General features: G+C 71.5%; 14 protein-coding genes. 8 read left to right on the top strand and 6 right to left on the bottom strand.

The genetic code is table 11. The features are described from left to right. Positions 1 to 110: 110 nt before the first annotated feature. On the bottom strand, positions 111 to 1,748 hold the full coding sequence (locus ACIOWN_RS10180) for a protein kinase domain-containing protein (RefSeq protein ID WP_362350596.1): 1,638 nt from the start codon (positions 1,746 to 1,748) through the stop codon (positions 111 to 113). Between the two features lie 341 nt (positions 1,749 to 2,089). Here ACIOWN_RS10180 and ACIOWN_RS10175 point away from each other — a divergent pair, with 341 nt between their 5' ends. Beyond that, positions 2,090 to 3,712, top strand: coding sequence for a protein kinase domain-containing protein (locus ACIOWN_RS10175; RefSeq protein WP_362350593.1), 1,623 nt, complete (start codon positions 2,090 to 2,092; stop codon positions 3,710 to 3,712). 121 nt (positions 3,713 to 3,833) lie between these two features. On the opposite strand, the gene ACIOWN_RS10170 is transcribed toward ACIOWN_RS10175, so the two are convergent. Next, a complete protein-coding gene (locus ACIOWN_RS10170) occupies positions 3,834 to 4,820 on the bottom strand; it encodes a phosphotransferase (protein ID WP_362350591.1) in 987 nt (328 codons plus the stop codon). A 627-nt stretch (positions 4,821 to 5,447) separates the two neighbouring features. Between ACIOWN_RS10170 and pdhA the strand changes: the two genes are divergently transcribed. The 3 genes from pdhA to ACIOWN_RS10155 are packed head-to-tail and all read left to right on the top strand — an operon-like array spanning position 5,448 to position 9,057. Beyond that, positions 5,448 to 6,644, top strand: a complete 1,197-nt coding sequence (gene pdhA / locus ACIOWN_RS10165) for a pyruvate dehydrogenase (acetyl-transferring) E1 component subunit alpha (protein WP_362350588.1) — start codon at positions 5,448 to 5,450, stop codon at positions 6,642 to 6,644. Between the two features lie 2 nt (positions 6,645 to 6,646). Continuing rightward, complete coding sequence (locus tag ACIOWN_RS10160) at positions 6,647 to 7,627, top strand: alpha-ketoacid dehydrogenase subunit beta (protein ID WP_362350585.1); 981 nt, start codon at positions 6,647 to 6,649, stop codon at positions 7,625 to 7,627. A gap of 20 nt (positions 7,628 to 7,647) precedes the next feature. Further along, the gene (locus tag ACIOWN_RS10155) at positions 7,648 to 9,057 is read left to right on the top strand and encodes a dihydrolipoamide acetyltransferase family protein (protein WP_362351000.1); all 1,410 of its coding nucleotides are present in this window, start codon (positions 7,648 to 7,650) and stop codon (positions 9,055 to 9,057) included. Positions 9,058 to 9,175: 118 nt separating this feature from the next. Here ACIOWN_RS10155 and ACIOWN_RS10150 read toward each other — a convergent pair whose 3' ends face one another. Next, on the bottom strand, positions 9,176 to 10,078 hold the full coding sequence (locus ACIOWN_RS10150) for a serine hydrolase (RefSeq protein ID WP_362350582.1): 903 nt from the start codon (positions 10,076 to 10,078) through the stop codon (positions 9,176 to 9,178). Positions 10,079 to 10,274: 196 nt separating this feature from the next. Between ACIOWN_RS10150 and ACIOWN_RS10145 the strand changes: the two genes are divergently transcribed. Continuing rightward, complete coding sequence (locus ACIOWN_RS10145; RefSeq protein WP_100568575.1) at positions 10,275 to 10,925, top strand: GntR family transcriptional regulator; 651 nt, start codon at positions 10,275 to 10,277, stop codon at positions 10,923 to 10,925. After that, positions 10,922 to 12,241, top strand: coding sequence for an MFS transporter (locus tag ACIOWN_RS10140; protein ID WP_362350579.1), 1,320 nt, complete (start codon positions 10,922 to 10,924; stop codon positions 12,239 to 12,241). Before ACIOWN_RS10145 ends, ACIOWN_RS10140 begins: the two co-directional genes overlap by 4 nt. Positions 12,242 to 12,442: 201 nt before the next feature. On the opposite strand, the gene ACIOWN_RS10135 is transcribed toward ACIOWN_RS10140, so the two are convergent. Next, positions 12,443 to 13,267, bottom strand: coding sequence for a maleylpyruvate isomerase family mycothiol-dependent enzyme (locus ACIOWN_RS10135; RefSeq protein ID WP_362350577.1), 825 nt, complete (start codon positions 13,265 to 13,267; stop codon positions 12,443 to 12,445). Between the two features lie 183 nt (positions 13,268 to 13,450). Between ACIOWN_RS10135 and ACIOWN_RS10130 the strand changes: the two genes are divergently transcribed. Further along, complete coding sequence (locus tag ACIOWN_RS10130) at positions 13,451 to 14,281, top strand: carbon-nitrogen family hydrolase (protein ID WP_362350575.1); 831 nt, start codon at positions 13,451 to 13,453, stop codon at positions 14,279 to 14,281. A gap of 326 nt (positions 14,282 to 14,607) precedes the next feature. Here ACIOWN_RS10130 and ACIOWN_RS10125 read toward each other — a convergent pair whose 3' ends face one another. After that, the gene (locus ACIOWN_RS10125; protein ID WP_362350572.1) at positions 14,608 to 15,102 is read right to left on the bottom strand and encodes an LURP-one-related family protein; all 495 of its coding nucleotides are present in this window, start codon (positions 15,100 to 15,102) and stop codon (positions 14,608 to 14,610) included. Between the two features lie 110 nt (positions 15,103 to 15,212). Here ACIOWN_RS10125 and ACIOWN_RS10120 point away from each other — a divergent pair, with 110 nt between their 5' ends. Further along, positions 15,213 to 17,042 carry an NHL domain-containing thioredoxin family protein gene (locus ACIOWN_RS10120; RefSeq protein WP_362350570.1) on the top strand — a complete coding sequence of 610 codons (1,830 nt, stop codon included), beginning with the start codon at positions 15,213 to 15,215 and terminating at the stop codon, positions 17,040 to 17,042. Positions 17,043 to 17,215: 173 nt separating this feature from the next. Here the strand turns inward: ACIOWN_RS10120 and ACIOWN_RS10115 are convergent, their stop codons facing one another. After that, positions 17,216 to 17,464, bottom strand: coding sequence for a DUF6458 family protein (locus ACIOWN_RS10115; RefSeq protein WP_362350567.1), 249 nt, complete (start codon positions 17,462 to 17,464; stop codon positions 17,216 to 17,218). Between the last annotated feature and the right edge of the window lie 5 nt (positions 17,465 to 17,469).

Genomic DNA, 17,469 nt, shown 5'->3' with positions numbered 1-17,469 from the left:
ACGTACGCACCCGCACCCGCCCTTGTGACACGGACGCGGGAAGGCCCCGGCAGCCGGACTGCCGGGGCCTTCGACTCGCGCGACCGTCCGCCGTGCTCGACGGGATCCGGTCAGGACGACGGAGGGTTGCCGGTCGAGATGTCGAGCTGGATCACCGGCATGTTCTTCGGGTCGACGTCCGTGTCGGCCGAGGGGAACTGGTTGAGGACCGTGTCCTGACCGTACGTGTTCTCGTCGACGTAGACCTTCTTCAGCTTCCAGCCCGCGGCCTGGAGGCACTCCTTGACCGACCTGAGGTTCTTGTAACGGAAGTCCGGCAGCCGGATCTTGTCCTCGTCCTCGTAGGACACCCGCGGCTCCCCGCACTCGTCGGACTTGATCGTCTTCGAGGTGTCCGGCCCGCGGTGGCCCTCGACCACCGAGGTGGACGCGCTCGCGCTGCCGCCCCCTCCCTTGGCCTCGTCGCCACCGCCCCCGCTGCCGCTGCCGCTGTCCAGGATCAGCGCGACGACCAGGCCGAGCACCGCCATCGCGGCGACGGAGACCGCCCCGATGACCACGGGCCTGGTGTTCCGGTCGCCGCCCGGCGGGGGCGTGTGCTGGGTCGGGACACCGTACGGAGGCGGAGTCGGCGCCTGCTGCTGCGCGTACGGCGAGGAGACGGGCGTCTGGTAGCCGGGCTGCTGCGGGTAGCCGTAGCCGGGGGTGCCGGTGCTGTAGGGGTTGGGCGTCGGGGCCGGCTGGTACGGCGTCTGCACCTGGCCGTGTGACACCGGGCCGGTCTGGTCGACGGGCGGGAAGACGGCCGAGCCGACGCCCGCGCCGCTCGCCGTCCGGGCGCCGGGGACGATGCTGGGCGCGGCCGCCTGGAAGGAGGCCGCCACGCGCAGGCACTCGTCGCGCATGGACTCCGCGCTGGGGAAGCGCTCGTTGGGGTTCTTCCGCAGCGCGCGGGCGACCAGCGCGTCCACCGCCGGAGGGAGCGAGCGGTTGAGGGAGGAGGGCGCCACCGGCTCCTCCTGGACATGCGCGTACGCGATGGCCAGGGGCGAGTCCGCGTCGAACGGCAGCCGCCCGGTGGTCAGTTGGAACAGCATGATGCCGACCGAGTACAGGTCGGACCGCGCGTCCACGCCCCGGCCGAGCGCCTGCTCCGGCGAGAGGTACTGCGGGGTGCCGACGACCATGCCGGTCTGCGTCATCGAGGTCACGCCGGACTGCATGGCGCGGGCGATGCCGAAGTCCATGACCTTGACCACGCCGCGCTTGGTCATCATCACGTTGCCCGGCTTGATGTCGCGGTGGACCAGGCCCATCTCGTGGCTGATCTCCAGCGCGGCGAGCACGTCCGCGGTGATCTTCAGCGCCTTGTCGGCGGGCATCGCGCCGTGCTGCCGGATGTCCTCGTCCAGCACGGAGCTGAGGGGCCGGCCCTCGACGTACTCCATGACGATGTAGGGCGTCGTCATGCCGTCCACATCGTCCTCGCCGGTGTCGAAGACCGAGACGATGTTGGTGTGCGTGAGCTTCGCCACTGCCTGGGCCTCGCGGCGGAACCGCTCGCGGAAGGCCTGTTCGCGGCCGAGTTCGGTGTGGAGGGTCTTGACCGCGACCTGACGGTCGAGCACGGAGTCGTAGGCCAGGTGCACCGAGGCCATGCCGCCCTCGCCGAGCAGGTCGCGCAGCTGGTAGCGGCCGCCGGCCAGTGCCCGTCCCGGATACTGGCCGTGTGCGCCGTCCTGGCTCATGTCTCCCCGTCCCCCATTAGGCCGTCAGGCGCCCTCGTTGATCCAATGAGTCAATCCCGGCCAAGTCTGCCCCAGGGCACTGACACGTCAAGCTCAGTGCCCGTTCCGTGACCGTACGCGAAAGAAGCGTCGCGGAAGCGTTACAGCGGGCGTACCGCCGGTACACGGAATTTGCACCACGGCACCCGCACGGGGTTTCATGGCCGGTCAGCCTCGGGTCAGTTCCGGCGGTGCTCGCCGCGACGATCCTGGACCGGCGGCCCCCGCGGAGCCTGTAGCGTGGCCGACGGAGACCGTGACAACACCGCGCGCACCGCGGGCAGAAACGACGGCGAGGACTGATGGCACAGCAGCATCGCGCCCAGGGCCCGTCCGACCCCGAGGCGAGTGGCGGCAGTATGTCGGACGCGCCGGAGATGTGGGGCAACGACGGCGTGGTCGGCGACGGCCGGTACCGGCTGACGCACAGACTCGGCCGGGGCGGCATGGCCGAGGTGTTCGCCGCGGAGGACGTGCGTCTCGGGCGGACCGTGGCGGTGAAGCTGCTCCGCGCCGACCTGGCCGAGGACCCCGTCTCCAAGGCCCGGTTCACACGTGAGGCCCAGTCGGTGGCCGGCCTCAACCACCACTCGATCGTCGCCGTGTACGACTCCGGCGAGGACGAGGCGAACGGCCAGGCCGTGCCGTACATCGTGATGGAGCTGGTCGAGGGCCGCACCATCCGCGATCTGCTGCTCAACGCCGAGGCGCCCGGCCCGGAGCAGGCGCTGATCATCGTCTCCGGTGTCCTGGAGGCGCTGGCCTACTCGCACCAGCACGGCATCGTGCACCGCGACATCAAGCCGGCCAACGTCATCATCACCGACAACGGCGCGGTGAAGGTGATGGACTTCGGCATCGCCCGCGCCCTGCACGGTGCGTCCACCACGATGACGCAGACCGGCATGGTCATGGGAACTCCGCAGTACCTCTCCCCCGAGCAGGCCCTCGGCAAGGCCGTCGACTACCGCTCCGACCTGTACGCCACGGGCTGCCTGCTGTACGAACTCCTCGCGCTGCGGCCCCCGTTCACCGGCGAGACCCCGCTGTCGGTGGTCTACCAGCACGTCCAGGACATGCCGGTGCCGCCCTCGCAGGTCGCCGGCGGCACCTGCCCGCCGGAACTCGACGGCCTGGTCATGCGCTCGCTGGCCAAGGAGCCCGACGACCGTTTCCAGACGGCCGAGGAGATGCGCGGGCTGATCCAGTACGGCTTGCAGATGCTGTACGACCAGGGCGGCCACACCGGCACCTGGAACACCGGCCCGGTCGAGGGGCACGAGGGCCGGCACACCCCAGCGGCGGGCTTCGCGGGCACGACCGTGATGCCGCACGCGAACGACTTCGGCTCCGGCACCACGCAGATCCCCCAGCCGATCCTGCCCGCCGGGTACGGCAACGGCGACGACGGCGGCTTCGAGGGGTACGGCAACAAGGGCAGCGGCCGCGGCAAGCTGTGGATCCTGGCCGTCCTCGCGGTGATCGCCATCGCCGCGGGCGTGGCGCTGGCGCTGCAGACCACCGGTGGCGACACCGGCGGCGACCCCGAGACCTCCAAGTCGCCGTCGAACACGCAGTCCACCGACGAGGAGCAGCCCTCCGCCACCCCGAGCGAGTCGTCGAACGAGCAGCCGTCCGACACGTCGACGGACCGGGGCTACGGTTCGGGCGGGGGTAGCTGGGGGAGGTACACGCCGTCGTCCCGGCCGTCGTGGACCGAGTCCGAGCCGTCCGGCGAGCAGACCACCAACGAGCAGCCCGACCCGCAGCCCTCCAGCGAACCGGCCGACCCCGGGTCCGTGTCGCCGCCCCCGGACACGGGCGGCGCTCCGGGCGACGGCACCGGGGACGGCGGCGGTGGTGGTGGCGGCGACGCCGCCGGTACCTCCGCGGGGACCGCGGGGAATGTCGGCGGAGGCGCCTGAGTCCCGCCGGGGACCGACCATCCTTGCACGCGCGCGTGGGGCCGTACGGGCTCCACGCGCGCGGTGTTTCTCCGGCTCTTCCGGCGTCATCCCGCGCGTCATTCCGCGCGTCATTCGCGCGTCATTCCGCGAACGCGCCGCACACCGCGCCGTACTCCCGCGTCCACCACACCGCGAGCGCCGAGGCGGCCGGGAACTGCGGGTCGGCGCGGGTGTCGCCGCGCTCGTAGTGCCAGCGCAGCATCCAGAAGTCGTTCAGGCGCTCCCACCACACGCGGCGCACGGCCGCCGCCAGCTCCGACGGGGTGACACCGGCCGCCAGCCGGTACGCGCGTGCGTACGTCCTGACCTTCGGCAGGTCCAGGGTGCCGGCGGGCCGGACGAAGAAGATCGCGGCGGCGCGCACCGCCTCCTCCGCGCGGGGCTGCACGCCGAGCCGGTCCCAGTCGACGATCGCGGCGGGGGCGTCCCCCTGGTAGAGCAGGTTGAAGGGGTGGAAGTCGCCGTGCACCCAGCCGACGGGCCCGCCCGGCGGCGGGCGCCGGTCCGCGTGCCGTTCCAGGAGCGCGCGGCGCTCCAGGAGCCGGTGCCGGGCCAGTTCGTCGAAGGCGTCCGCGGGCCGGTGGCGGCGGACGTGCGCGAGCAGGTCGTCGATCAGGGCGAAGGTGTCGGAGGGATCGGCACTCCGCACGGGATGGGGACTCTCGGCGGGGCGGGTGCGGCACTTCGGCGGCATCACGCGTTCCAGACCGGCGTGCACGGCTCCCAGCAGCGTCCCGAGGCGGGCGCACTGCTTGGTGGTGAGCTGGCCGCCGTGCCGGTGCCGGCCGTCGATCCACGGGTGCAGGGCGTAGGCGTGGCCGCCCACGACGGCGACCGTGCGCCCGTCGCGGCCGGTGAGCGGCGGCGCCACCGGGACGCCGAGGTCGGCCAGGCGCTGGGTCGCCCGGTGCTGGCGCGCGATGGCGGCGGGATCGGCTGTGTCCGGATCGAAATGGTGCTTGAGGAAATAACGGCCGCGGGTCGTGCACAGCCGGTAGCCGCGGTTGAGCAGGCCCTGGTCGACCGGCTCGCAGGTGAGCGGCGAACCGGCGGCGTACTGGCGCATCAAGGCGCTCAGAGGGGGCGCGTGGGGCACAGGGGGTGGTACACATGGGCGCGGCACGCGCCAGATGCTAGGGCACCCCCGGAGGGCCGTGAGCTGGGGCTTGTCACAGAAAGTCGTCGGCGGTCACTTTCGGTCACGTAAGGTCGCGATGTCGTCCCGCGACCGCCCGCCGCGCGCCGATGCGCCCCCTGCCCGAGTCCCGCTTGTCGCCGCAGGACGGGTTCAGGCCCGCCCCCGCCGGGTCCCTTTCCGCCTTCCCCCGGGCGGGGTCATCCATCAAGAGCAGTTCCGGCCATTCGTCGACCCTTCCCGACTCGGGGGTGACCGGGATAACGTGCCGGTGTTCCGGCCCCCTGCACGGCTGTGACCAGCGGCTGCCCCGACTGCCCGGCGAGGTACTTGGACGTCCAAGCGTAAATACTTGGAAATCCAAGGAAACGCCCAGGTCAGGAGGGGTTTCCCAGAAATGTGGAGCACTGGGTAACGTGACTGCTGCAGGGCGCTCGCCGGGGCACCTGTCACGCCTGTTCCCGGCCGAGTGGCACCCACCCCGTGCCCGGTGGTCCGGAACAGGTGAGCCGCACTGGCTACCGGCAACCCCGGGGCCGGACCGACGGAGGAGCACACGTGACCGTGGAGAGCACTGCCGCGCGCACATCGCGACGCAGCGCCGGAAGCAAGGCCGGCGCGACCGGCACGAAAGCCGCCGGCACCAGGCGGCGTACCGGCGCCAAGAAGGGCGCCGACCCCGAACTCGTGCAGTTGCTGACGCCCGAGGGCGAGCGCGTCAAGAACGCCGAGTACGACAAGTACGTCGCCGGCATCACCGCCGACGAGCTTCGCGGCCTGTACCGCGACATGGTGCTCACCCGCCGCTTCGACGCCGAGGCCACCGCCCTGCAGCGCCAGGGCGAACTGGGGTTGTGGGCCTCGCTGCTCGGCCAGGAGGCCGCCCAGATCGGCTCCGGCCGCGCCACCCGCGAGGACGACTACGTCTTCCCGACCTACCGTGAGCACGGCGTCGCCTGGTGCCGCGGGGTGGACCCGACCAACCTGCTCGGCATGTTCCGCGGGGTGAACAACGGCGGCTGGGACCCCAACAGCAACAACTTCCACCTCTACACGATCGTCATCGGCTCCCAGGCGCTGCACGCCACCGGCTACGCGATGGGCGTGGCCAAGGACGGCGCCGACTCCGCGGTCGTCGCCTACTTCGGCGACGGCGCCTCCAGCCAGGGCGACGTGGCCGAGGCGTTCACCTTCTCCGCGGTCTACAACGCCCCCGTGGTGTTCTTCTGCCAGAACAACCAGTGGGCGATCTCCGAGCCGACCGAGAAGCAGATGCGGGTCCCGCTCTACCAGCGGGCGGCCGGCTTCGGCTTCCCCGGCGTCCGCGTCGACGGCAACGACGTGCTGGCCTGCCTCGCGGTCACCAAGTGGGCACTGGAGCGCGCCCGCAACGGCGAGGGCCCCACCCTGGTCGAGGCGTTCACCTACCGCATGGGCGCCCACACCACCTCCGACGACCCCACCCGGTACCGGGGCGACGAGGAGCGCCTGGCCTGGGAGGCGAAGGACCCGATCCTGCGCCTTCGCCGCCACCTGGAGGCCGCAAACCACGCGGACGACGGATTCTTCGCGGAACTCGAGACCGAGAGCGAGGCGTTGGGCAAACGAGTGCGCGAAGCGGTCCGTGCCATGCCCGACCCGGACCTCTTCGCCATCTTCGAGAACGTGTACGCGGACGGGCATGCGCTCGTCGACGAGGAGCGCGCCCAGTTCGCCGCCTACCAGGCGTCGTTCGCGGACGCAGAGGGGGTCTGAACATGGCTGCGGAGAAGATGGCCCTGGCCAAGGCGATCAACGAGTCGCTGCGCCGTGCCCTGGACAACGACCCCAAGGTCCTCATCATGGGCGAGGACGTCGGCAAGCTCGGCGGCGTGTTCCGGGTGACGGACGGGCTGCAGAAGGACTTCGGCGAGAGCCGCGTCATCGACACACCGCTCGCCGAGTCCGGCATCGTCGGCACCGCGATCGGCCTCGCCCTGCGCGGCTACCGCCCGGTGGTCGAGATCCAGTTCGACGGCTTCGTCTTCCCGGCGTACGACCAGATCGTCACGCAGCTCGCGAAGATGCACGCGCGCTCGCTGGGCAAGGTCAAGCTGCCGGTCGTCGTGCGCATCCCCTACGGCGGCGGCATCGGCGCGGTCGAGCACCACTCGGAGTCCCCCGAGGCGCTGTTCGCGCATGTGGCGGGCCTGAAGATCGTCAGCCCCTCCAACGCGGCGGACGCGTACTGGATGATGCAGCAGGCCATCCAGAGCGACGACCCGGTGATCTACTTCGAGCCCAAGCGGCGCTACTGGGACAAGGCCGAGGTCGACACCGAGGCCATCCCCGCCCCGCTGCACAAGGCGCAGGTCGTCCGCGAGGGCACGGACCTGACCCTGGCGGCCTACGGCCCGATGGTGAAGCTCTGCCAGGAGGTCGCCGCCGCGGCCGCCGAGGAGGGCAAGTCCCTGGAGGTCCTGGACCTGCGCTCGGTCTCCCCGATCGACTTCGACGCCATCCAGGCGTCGGTGGAGCGGACGCGCCGTCTGGTCGTGGTCCACGAGGCGCCGGTGTTCTTCGGCTCCGGCGCGGAGATCGCCGCCCGGATCACCGAGCGCTGCTTCTACCACCTTGAGGCTCCGGTGCTCCGGGTCGGCGGCTATCACGCGCCGTACCCGCCGGCCCGCCTGGAGGAGTCCTACCTGCCGGACCTGGACCGCGTGCTCGACGCCGTCGACCGCTCGCTGGCGTACTGAGGGAGAGGTTCGTGACGACGATGACCGATGCGTCCGTGCGCGAGTTCAAGATGCCGGATGTCGGCGAGGGTCTGACCGAGGCGGAGATCCTCAAGTGGTACGTCCAGCCCGGTGACACGGTCACCGACGGACAGGTGGTCTGCGAGGTCGAGACCGCCAAGGCGGCTGTCGAACTGCCCATCCCCTACGACGGGGTGGTGCGCGAGCTGCACTTCGCCGAGGGCACCACGGTGGACGTGGGCACGTCCATCATCGCGGTGCAGGTCGCGGGCGCGGCTCCGGCCGAGGTCCCGGCGCAGGCCGCCCCGGTGGCCGAGCCGAAGACCGGGCAGGGCACGGACGGGGAGGAGAAGCCGCAGGGCCGCCAGCCGGTGCTGGTGGGCTACGGCGTCTCGGTGTCCTCCACCAAGCGCCGCCCGCGCAAGGGCCCGGAGGCCGTGGCCGCCCCGGCGGCGACGGCACCGAGGGCGGAGCTGAACGGGCACGGCACCGCGGCCGCCGCGGCGCCCGCCGGGCCCCGCCCGCTGGCCAAGCCCCCGGTGCGCAAGCTGGCCAAGGACCTGGGAGTGGACCTCGCCACGGTCGTGCCGTCCGGCCCGGACGGCATCATCACCCGCGAGGACGTGCACGCGGCGGTGGCGGCACCGGCCGCACCCACCGCCCCCGAGCCGGCGGCTGCGCCGGCGCCGGTGGCCGCGGCTCCGGCTCCCGCCGTGAGCCACGACGGGGCGCGCGAGACCCGTATCCCCGTCAAGGGCGTCCGCAAGGCGACGGCGGCGGCGATGGTCGGCTCGGCGTTCACGGCCCCGCACGTCACGGAGTTCGTGACGGTGGACGTGACGCGCACGATGAAGCTGGTCGAGGAGCTCAAGCAGGACAAGGACATGCAGGGGCTGCGGGTCAACCCGCTGCTGCTGATCGCCAAGGCCCTGCTGGTCGCCATCAAGCGCAACCCGGAGATCAACGCGTCCTGGGACGAGGCGGCTCAGGAGATCGTCCTGAAGCACTACGTCAACCTGGGCATCGCGGCGGCGACCCCGCGCGGCCTGATCGTGCCGAACATCAAGGACGCCCACGCCAAGACGCTGCCGCAACTCGCGCAGGGCCTCGGTGAGCTGGTGGCCACGGCCCGCGAGGGCAAGACGTCCCCGGCGGCCATGCAGGGCGGCACGGTGACGATCACCAACGTCGGCGTCTTCGGCGTCGACACCGGCACGCCGATCCTCAACCCCGGCGAGTCGGCGATCCTCGCGGTCGGCGCGATCAAGCTCCAGCCGTGGGTCCACAAGGGCAAGGTCAAGCCCCGCCAGGTCACCACGCTGGCCCTCAGCTTCGACCACCGCCTGGTCGACGGCGAACTCGGCTCCAAGGTCCTGGCCGACGTGGCCGCGATCCTGGAACAGCCGAAGCGACTGATCACCTGGGCCTGACGGCCCACGGCACCACGGCGCCCCGCACCTCCGTCCGGAGGTGCGGGGCACACGAGAAGGGCCCGCCGCTGGTCTCAGCGGCGGGCCCTTCCGGCCCGGTGGGGCCGGTGAGCGGCGGTCAGCCCTTCTGGGTGAAGCCGTAGTTCAGGAGCTTCGTCGCGTCCGTCGCGCGCTGGGCGTACGTCGACGAGGCCAGGACGGTGCCGATGACGGTCCTGCCGTTCCTGGTGGCGGCGAAGACGAGGCAGGCGCCGGCCTGCGGGCCGGAGCCCGTCTTCACGCCGATCGCGCCGCTGTAGCTGCTGAGCAGCGTGTTCGTGTTCGTCCACTTGCCCATCGTGCGGATGCTGCCCGTCTTGGTGACGGTCTTGGCCGTGTACGACTTCGTCTTCACGACCGTACGGAACGTGGCGTTCTTCATCGTGCTGCGCGCCAGCTTCGTCAGGTCGCGCGGCGTCGAGTAGTTGTTGCCCTTGCCGATGCCGTCGAACGAGTCGAAGTGCGTGTTCGTCATGCCGAGGCTCTTGGCGGTGCTGTTCATCTTGCCGATGAAGGACTTCACCCGCGCGTCCCGCGTCGAGCCCGAACCGTACTTGTCGGCCAGCGCGTAGGCGGCGTCGCAGCCCGAGGGCAGCATCAGGCCGTACAGCAGCTGGCGGACGGTCACCTTGTCGCCGACGATCAGGTGGGCCTGGGAGGCGTTGTTCTTGACGACGTAGTCGCTGTACGCCTTCTGGATGGTGACCTTGGCGTCGAGGTTCAGTTTCGGCTGGGCCAGCACGACCTTGGCGGTCATGATCTTCGTGGTGGAGCCGGTGGAACGCTTGGTGTCCGCGGTCTTGGCGTAGAGGGTCTTGCCCGTCGCGTCGTCCATCACGAAGCCGCCCTTGGCCACGATCGACGGCGTGGCGACGGCCTGCGCGGGTGCTGCGGTGAGGGCCCCGGCGGCGAGCACGGCGCTCGCGGTCACGGTGACCGCGGCGGCTCTGCGGATACGGATGCCCTGGATGCCGGTTTTCAAGTGAGGTACCCCGATTATGTCGAATTCCTCTGCGGTGCGGCAGAGTTGAGAGCCCACAAGGTGGGGCCGCACCAGTCTGACTCGCGGGCGCCGTGGAAGGTTGTGCGGTTTCCGGGGTGGATTTCCCGCCGGGCCCGTATGGTCCGCATGCTGGATGCGGCGGGCCTTGCGTACGTGTTGTATCTATGCTGTGGGCATGAGCATGGCCGTGAAACAGCCCCCCGCCGCCGACCGCGTGTACACGCACGTCAAACAGGCCGTCCTGGACCGCAGTTACCAGGGCGGCACCCTGCTGACCGAGGGTGAGCTGGCCGAGGCCGTCGGGGTGTCGCGCACGCCCGTGCGCGAGGCTCTGCTGCGGCTGGAGGTCGAGGGGCTCATCAGGCTCTACCCGAAGAAGGGCGCCCTCGTCCTGCCGGTCTCCGCGCAGGAGATCGCCGATGTGGTCGAGACCCGGCAACTGGTCGAGGAGCACGCGGCCAGGAAGGCCGTACCCGCGCCGCCGGGGCTCATCGAGCGGCTCGAGGAACTGCTGCTGAAGCAGAAGAAGGAGGCCGCCGCCGGTGACTTCGCCGCGGCCGCCGTCACCGACCGCTGCTTCCACGCCGAGATCGTCCGCAGCGGCGGCAACGAGATCCTGTCCCGGCTCTACGACCAGTTGCGCGACCGGCAGCTGCGCATGGGCGTCGCCGTCATGCACTCCCACCCCGACCGGCTCGCCAAGACGCTCGCCGAGCACGAGCAGATCCTCGACGCGCTGCGCTCGGGTGACGCGGAGGCGGCCGTCGAGGTCGTGCACCGGCACGTCAACTGGTTCTCCCACCTCGCGCGGGGTGAGGTCCGGTGAGCGCCTCGTCCTCGTCGGCCTCCTCGCCGGCCATCCTGCCCGGCGATCCGCCCGGCGGCCGGCGTGCCGTCGCCGTGTGGAGCATCGGCGTCGCCGTCTACTTCGTCGCCGTCATCTTCCGCACGTCCCTGGGCGTCGCCGGCCTCGACGCCGCCGACCGCTTCCACGTGGGCGCCTCGGCGCTGTCGACGTTCTCCATCCTCCAACTCCTCGTCTACGCGGGCATGCAGATACCGGTCGGCCTGCTCGTCGACCGGCTCGGCACCAAGAAGGTGCTGGCCATCGGCGCCGTCCTCTTCACGGCCGGCCAGCTCGGCTTCGCGTTCTCCCCGTCGTACGGCACCGCGCTCGCCTCGCGCGCGCTGCTCGGCTGCGGGGACGCCATGACGTTCATCAGCGTGCTGCGGCTGGGCACCCGTTGGTTCCCCGTCCGGCGCGGTCCGCTGGTCGCCCAGCTGGCCGGACTGGTCGGAATGGCCGGCAACCTGGTGTCCACGCTGGTGCTGGCCCGGCTGCTGCACGGGGTGGGCTGGACGGCGGCCTTCGCGGGCAGCGCGCTGGCCGGAGCCGTGGTGCTGGTGCTGCTGGTGCTGTTCCTCAAGGACCACCCGGAGGGCCACGAACCGGAGCCGCTGCCCCACCTGGGCGCCGCGTACGTTCGCCGGCAGATCGCCGCGGCCTGGCGGGAGCCCGGGACGCGGCTCGGGCTGTGGGTGCACTTCACCACGCAGTTCCCGGCGATGGTGTTCCTGCTGCTGTGGGGGCTGCCGTTCCTGGTCGAGGCCCAGGGCCTGTCGCGGGCGGACGCGGGGGAACTGCTCACGCTCGTCGTGGTGTCCAACATGGCCGTCGGGCTCGTCTACGGGCAGATCGTCGCCCGGCACCACGCCGCACGGCTGCCGCTCGCGCTCGGCACGGTGGCGGTGACCGCGACCATGTGGGCGGTGACGCTGGCGTATCCGGGCGGACGGGCGCCGGTGTGGCTGCTGGTCGTGCTCTGCCTGGTGCTCGGCGCGTGCGGGCCGGCCTCGATGATCGGGTTCGACTTCGCACGCCCGGCGAATCCGGCGGAGCGCCAGGGGACGGCGTCGGGCATCACCAACATGGGTGGCTTCGTGGCCTCGATGACGACGCTGTTCGCGGTCGGGGTGCTGCTGGACGCGACCGGGGACGACTACCGGATCGCCTTCTCGGCGGTGTTCGTGCTCCAGGCGCTGGGCGTGAGCCAGATCCTGAGGCTGCGCAGGAAGGCGGCGCGCCGGGAGCGGGAGCGGCTGGTCGCCAGCCGGGTGGAGACGGTGCACGTGCCGGCGTGACGGTGCCCCGCGTCACCGCCGCGAGGCGGGGCCGGCGCCGGCGCGCTCGCCGCGGTCGGGAGGCGCCTCCCCCCAGGCTCCTGGAGCAGGGGGGATCCGGCTCGCCCCCGGGGAGGCACCTCTGTCCGCGGCCGCGGTCCCAGTGTCCCAACAGGCAACGTTCGCCCCGTCGTCGACGGGCAAACGTTGCCTGCCGCGGCACTAGGCAGTCACCACGAAGTTCCGCAGGATCGCCTCCGCCAGGTCCAGGTCGCCCTCCGTCTTCACCCGGTCCGCGACCGCTTCCGGGGTGGTCCGGCCGCAGGCCAGGCGTACGTAGGTCTCCCAGTCGAGCGCCAGGGTCGCCGCCGGGCCGAGGGCCGGGGCCGTCTCCAGGGTGCCGCGGCCCTGGATGTCGACGCGGATCGTGCGCAGGAACTCCACCGGGCCGTGCACGTCGAAGACGATCGCCGAGCTGCGCGGGGCGTCCGCCTTGACCGCGACCACGTCCGGGAGGGCGGCCAGCAGATGGTCACGGGCGACGTGGGCGCCCGGCGAGTCCAGGTTGCCGGGCCGGCCGAGGGCCACGCGCAGATCCTGCTCGTGCACCCAGATGTCGAAGGCCCGGTAGCGCATGGCCTCTTCGAGGGTGATCTCCGCGCTGAGCGGACCGCGCACCTTGGTGCCGGGGTCGCGGGCCTCGTTCCGCAGCTGGCGGTTGCGGCGGATGATCGTGTACTCCAGCTCGGAGGTCATCTCCGGCGAGGTGTGGTGACGGCGGACGTCGACCTGCATCTCCATGTAGCGCTGGTGCTCGTTGGTGACGTGGAACAGGTCGCGCGGCAGCGCGTGGATGGGCCGCGGGTCGCCCAGCATCTCGCAGTCCATGCCGATGATGTGCGAGACCACGTCGCGGACCGACCAGCCGGGGCACGGGGTGCGCCGGTTCCAGTCGGCTTCCACCAGGGGCTGCATCAGCTCCGATATCGCCTCGACGGAGTGGGTCCAGGCATCGGCGTAGGGCTGGAGGGTGGGATGCAGACTCACGGAACGGGACCCCTCGGCGGTCGGTACACGGGCAGGATGTGATGGCATTGCCAGTGGGCAGGTGGCTGCGGTCGGCGGGTGTCTTGAGACGCTAAGTTACGCTGCTGTGAGGCAGCCCGGCAGTGCTTTCGTGTGACGATCGTAGGCCTGTCCGGACGACTCGAGTGCCAGGACGGTGGTAGTGTGCGCGCTTCGCTGATCCAGATTGCCGTGGACGAGGGCGAATCGGTCGATTCGCGGCGTCAACGAGTGGCCGCACTGGTGTGCGAGCAGGCCGGGGCCGATCTCGTGGTGCTCCCGGAGCTGTGGACCACCGGGGCCTTCGCCTTCGCGGAGTTCGAACGCGAGGCCGAACCGCTGGAGGGGCCCACCTACGAGGCGATGGCCAAGGCGGCGAGCGACGCGGGCGTGTGGCTGCACGCCGGCTCGATCCCCGAACGCGTCGCGTCCGACGGCGATCCGGCCCAGGGCGCGGACGCCCTCTACAACACCTCCCTGGTCTTCTCCCCTTCCGGCGAGCTGGCCGCCGTCTACCGCAAGATCCACCGCTTCGGCTTCGACAAGGGCGAGGCCGTGCTGATGAGCGCGGGGCGGAAACTGGTGACGGTCCCTCTGCCGGACACCACCCTGGGCCTCGCGACCTGTTACGACCTCCGTTTCCCCGAACTCTTCCGCGGGCTCGTCGACGCGGGCGCGCAGACCCTGGTGGTCCCGGCGGGCTGGCCCGAGCGCCGGCGTGCGCACTGGACGCTGCTGGCCCGGGCGCGGGCGGTGGAGGACCAGGCGTTCGTGCTCGCCTGTGGAACGGCGGGGACGCACGCCGGAGTTCCGCAGGCGGGTCACTCGATCGTGGTGGATCCCTGGGGCGAGGTGCTGGCCGAGGCCGGCCCCGGCGAGGAGGTCCTCACGGTCGACCTCGACCCGGCGAGGGTGCGGGCCACCCGGGACCAGTTCCCGGCCCTGAAGGACCGGGTCCTCGGCCTGGAACCCCCACGCCGCCAGGACGGCGTCTAGCGCCGCAACAGGCAACGTCTGCCCCGTCGCGACGCCCGGCACGCTCCCCCGAGCTCTTCGAGCAGGGGGGACCCCCACTCGCCGCACCGGCCGAAAGCCAAGTACGTCCAGTACGAGGACTTCCGGCCGGCACGCCGAGAGCACGCACCGGACGCCGCTCCTTGACGGGCAAACGTTGCCTGCCGCGGCACTAGCGCCGGGGCTTCTCCGCCCGCCGGGACGGTGTCCGGCGCCGGGGATTCTCCGTGCCGCCAGGATCACGTCCAGCGACGGGGGGCCTCGCCGGCGCCGGGAGGGCTCCTGGCGCACGGGCTCCTCCTCGGCGCCTACCGGTGCTCGCGTTCCTTCTCCGCCAGGTGGATCACGCACACCGCCACCGCGATCAGCAGCGCGGGGTCGGCGTCCTCGCGCACGATGTCGACGCCGTAGGTCTCCACGACGCTCAGCCAGCGCCGGGAGATCACCGCGAGCAGGTCGCCGTCGTACTCCACGGCGAACTCCCGGTCGAGGATCTTGCCGCTGACGTCGAGCTCGGTGCCGTCCACCAGGGACACCCGGTAGTGGTTGCGCAGCAGCGACAGCCGCTTGCGCCTGATCTTCGCCAGGGCCTCCCCGTCCCGCTCGATCACCATCGTGTCCCGCAGCGCGAGCATCTTCTGGTGGATGTTGATGAGGACCCGGCCGTGGGCGTCCTTCAGCTCGAAGGTGTCCCGCAGCCGCATCGCCTTGCCGTCGACGAGGAAGACCTTGCGGCCGTGTTCGTCCTCGATCCAGTAGTCGTCACCGATGCCGAAAATCCGGTCGCGTACGAGGAATCTCATGTCCTCACCGCTTCCCCGGCTCCGCCCCCGCGACGCCGCCGGTGGTCCGACAAGCCCCGTACGGCACCGCGCCGGACGGGCCACCGCCGCCGGGTGGCACCCTTGGTCCCATGAACGACACGGCACCCCGACGCGCCCGCGTACGCGCCCCCGAACTGACCGGCAAGGGCGGCTGGCTCAACACGGGCGGGAAGAACCTCACGCTCGCCGACCTGCGCGGCAAGTGCGTCGTTGTGGATTTCTGGACGTTTTGCTGCGTGAACTGCCTGCACGTCCTGGACGAGCTGCGCGAGCTGGAGGAGCGGCACCGGGACACGGTCGTGGTCGTCGGGGTGCACTCGCCGAAGTTCGTGCACGAGGCGGAGCACCAGGCGGTGGTCGACGCGGTGGAGCGGTACGGGGTGGAGCACCCGGTGCTCGACGACCCGGAGCTCGCCACCTGGAAGCAGTACGCGGTACGGGCCTGGCCGACGCTCGTCGTCATCGACCCGGAGGGCTACGTCGTCGCGCAGCACGCCGGCGAGGGGCACGCGCACGCGATCGAGCGGCTGGTGGAGGAGCTGGAGGCGGAGCACGAGGCGAAGGGCACCCTGCGCCGCGGTGACGGACCGTACGTGCCGCCGGAGCCGGAGCCCACCACCCTGCGCTTCCCGGGCAGGGCACTGCTGCTGCCCTCCGGGAACTTCCTGGTCAGCGACACCACCCGGCACCAGCTGGTGGAACTGGCGGAGGACGGCGAGACCGTGGTGCGGCGGATCGGCCAGGGCGGCCGGGGGATGGCCGACGGCGGTCCGGACCGGGCCCGGTTCCAGGAGCCGCAGGGACTCGCGCTCCTGCCGGACGGCGCCGTCGTGGTCGCCGACACGGTCAACCACGCCCTGCGGCGCTTCGACCCGGAGACGGGCGTGACCACGACGCTGGCGGGCACCGGACACCAGTGGATGCAGGGCGAGGCCACCTCCGGCCCCGCCCTGGACGTGAAGCTGTCCTCACCTTGGGACGTGGCCTGGTGGAACGGCAAGGTGTGGATCGCCATGGCCGGCGTGCACCAGCTCTGGGCCTACGACCCGGAGGACAGGAGCGTCGCCGTCACGGCCGGGACCACGAACGAGGGGCTCGTCGACGGGCCCGGCGCGGACGCCTGGTTCGCGCAGCCCTCCGGGCTCGCGGCCACGCCGGACCGGCTGTGGCTCGCCGACTCCGAGACGTCCGCCCTGCGCTGGGTGGACCTCGAAGGGCACGTCCACACCGCCGTCGGCACGGGTCTGTTCGACTTCGGGCACCGGGACGGCGCGGCCGAACAGGCCCTTCTCCAGCACCCGTTGGGTGTCACGGCGCTCCCCGACGGATCGGTCGCCGTCAGCGACACCTACAACCACGCCCTGCGCCGCTACGACCCGGCGACCGGTGAGGTCACGACGCTCGCCACCGATCTGCGTGAGCCCAGCGACGCGGTGCTCGTCGGCGACGACATCGTGGTGGTGGAGTCGGCGCGGCACCGGCTGACCCGGCTGCGCCTGCCGGAGGAGGCGGTACGGGTCGAGGCGGTCGCCCACCGCACCCAGCGCTCCGCCACGGAGGTCGCCCCCGGCCGCCTCCGCCTCGACGTGATCTTCCAGGCCCCGGCGGGTCAGAAGCTCGACACCCGGTACGGGCCGTCGACCCGGCTGCTGGTCTCCTCCACCCCGCCCGAGCTGCTGCTGAAGGGCGAGGGCGCGGACACCGACCTGTGCCGCGAACTGGAGCTGAACCCCGCCGTCGCGGAGGGTGTCCTGCACGTCTCCGCGATGGCGGCCTCCTGCGACGACGACCCCGCGAACGAGTACCCCGCCTGCCATGTGCACCAGCAGGACTGGGGCGTTCCGGTCCGCCTCACCGAGGGGGCGGCGGACCGGCTGCCGCTCGTCCTGGCCGGGATGGACGAGAGCGCGGCGGGCTGACCCTCCAAGGGCTCCGGCGGCACCGTGTCACCCCCCGTCGTGATGATGTCGAGGGCGGAAAGTCTTCACGATGTTCACACAACACGACGAGGGGGTGGGCCGAGGGAAATGCTCGGGCTTGTCGCCGTCCGCCCGTCATGTTCCGTGGTCGCGGGGCCGGCCCGGTACGCGGCTCAGAGGCCGTAGCCGTCGCTGTAGCCGTCGCGTGCGTGGTGGTGGTGATCCTCTTCGACGACCGTGGTGGGAGGCACCATGACACGGCGGCGGCGGTAGATGCTGCTGAACGTCGTGACGCCGATCAGGCCGACGATCATCAGGATGACGCCGACCACGTGCAGGTTGACTCCCTGCATGTGCCAGTCGGTCGCGAACGTGAGGATGGCTCCCACGGCGATGAGGATGATGCAGCCGCCGAGGCCCATGAGTG

This window comes from Streptomyces sp. NPDC087787 (assembly GCF_044743035.1).
In the GTDB taxonomy this organism is placed as follows: Bacteria; Actinomycetota; Actinomycetes; order Streptomycetales; family Streptomycetaceae; genus Streptomyces.
The sequence above is the reverse complement of the archived record's forward strand: the minus strand, read 5'-3'. Positions and strand labels throughout refer to the sequence as shown.

What these genes read in the sequence shown, in the direction of transcription:
- ACIOWN_RS10115 (WP_362350567.1), bottom strand. Translation starts at nt 17,464, where the DNA reads ATGGGCCTCGGCGGCTGCATCATCCTCATCGCCGTGGGAGCCATCCTC.
- ACIOWN_RS10175 (WP_362350593.1), top strand. Translation starts at nt 2,090, where the DNA reads ATGGCACAGCAGCATCGCGCCCAGGGCCCGTCCGACCCCGAGGCGAGT.
- ACIOWN_RS10180 (WP_362350596.1), bottom strand. Translation starts at nt 1,748, where the DNA reads ATGAGCCAGGACGGCGCACACGGCCAGTATCCGGGACGGGCACTGGCC.
- ACIOWN_RS10160 (WP_362350585.1), top strand. Translation starts at nt 6,647, where the DNA reads ATGGCTGCGGAGAAGATGGCCCTGGCCAAGGCGATCAACGAGTCGCTG.
- ACIOWN_RS10145 (WP_100568575.1), top strand. Translation starts at nt 10,275, where the DNA reads ATGAGCATGGCCGTGAAACAGCCCCCCGCCGCCGACCGCGTGTACACG.
- ACIOWN_RS10170 (WP_362350591.1), bottom strand. Translation starts at nt 4,820, where the DNA reads ATGCGCCAGTACGCCGCCGGTTCGCCGCTCACCTGCGAGCCGGTCGAC.
- ACIOWN_RS10155 (WP_362351000.1), top strand. Translation starts at nt 7,648, where the DNA reads ATGACCGATGCGTCCGTGCGCGAGTTCAAGATGCCGGATGTCGGCGAG.
- ACIOWN_RS10125 (WP_362350572.1), bottom strand. Translation starts at nt 15,102, where the DNA reads ATGAGATTCCTCGTACGCGACCGGATTTTCGGCATCGGTGACGACTAC.
- ACIOWN_RS10120 (WP_362350570.1), top strand. Translation starts at nt 15,213, where the DNA reads ATGAACGACACGGCACCCCGACGCGCCCGCGTACGCGCCCCCGAACTG.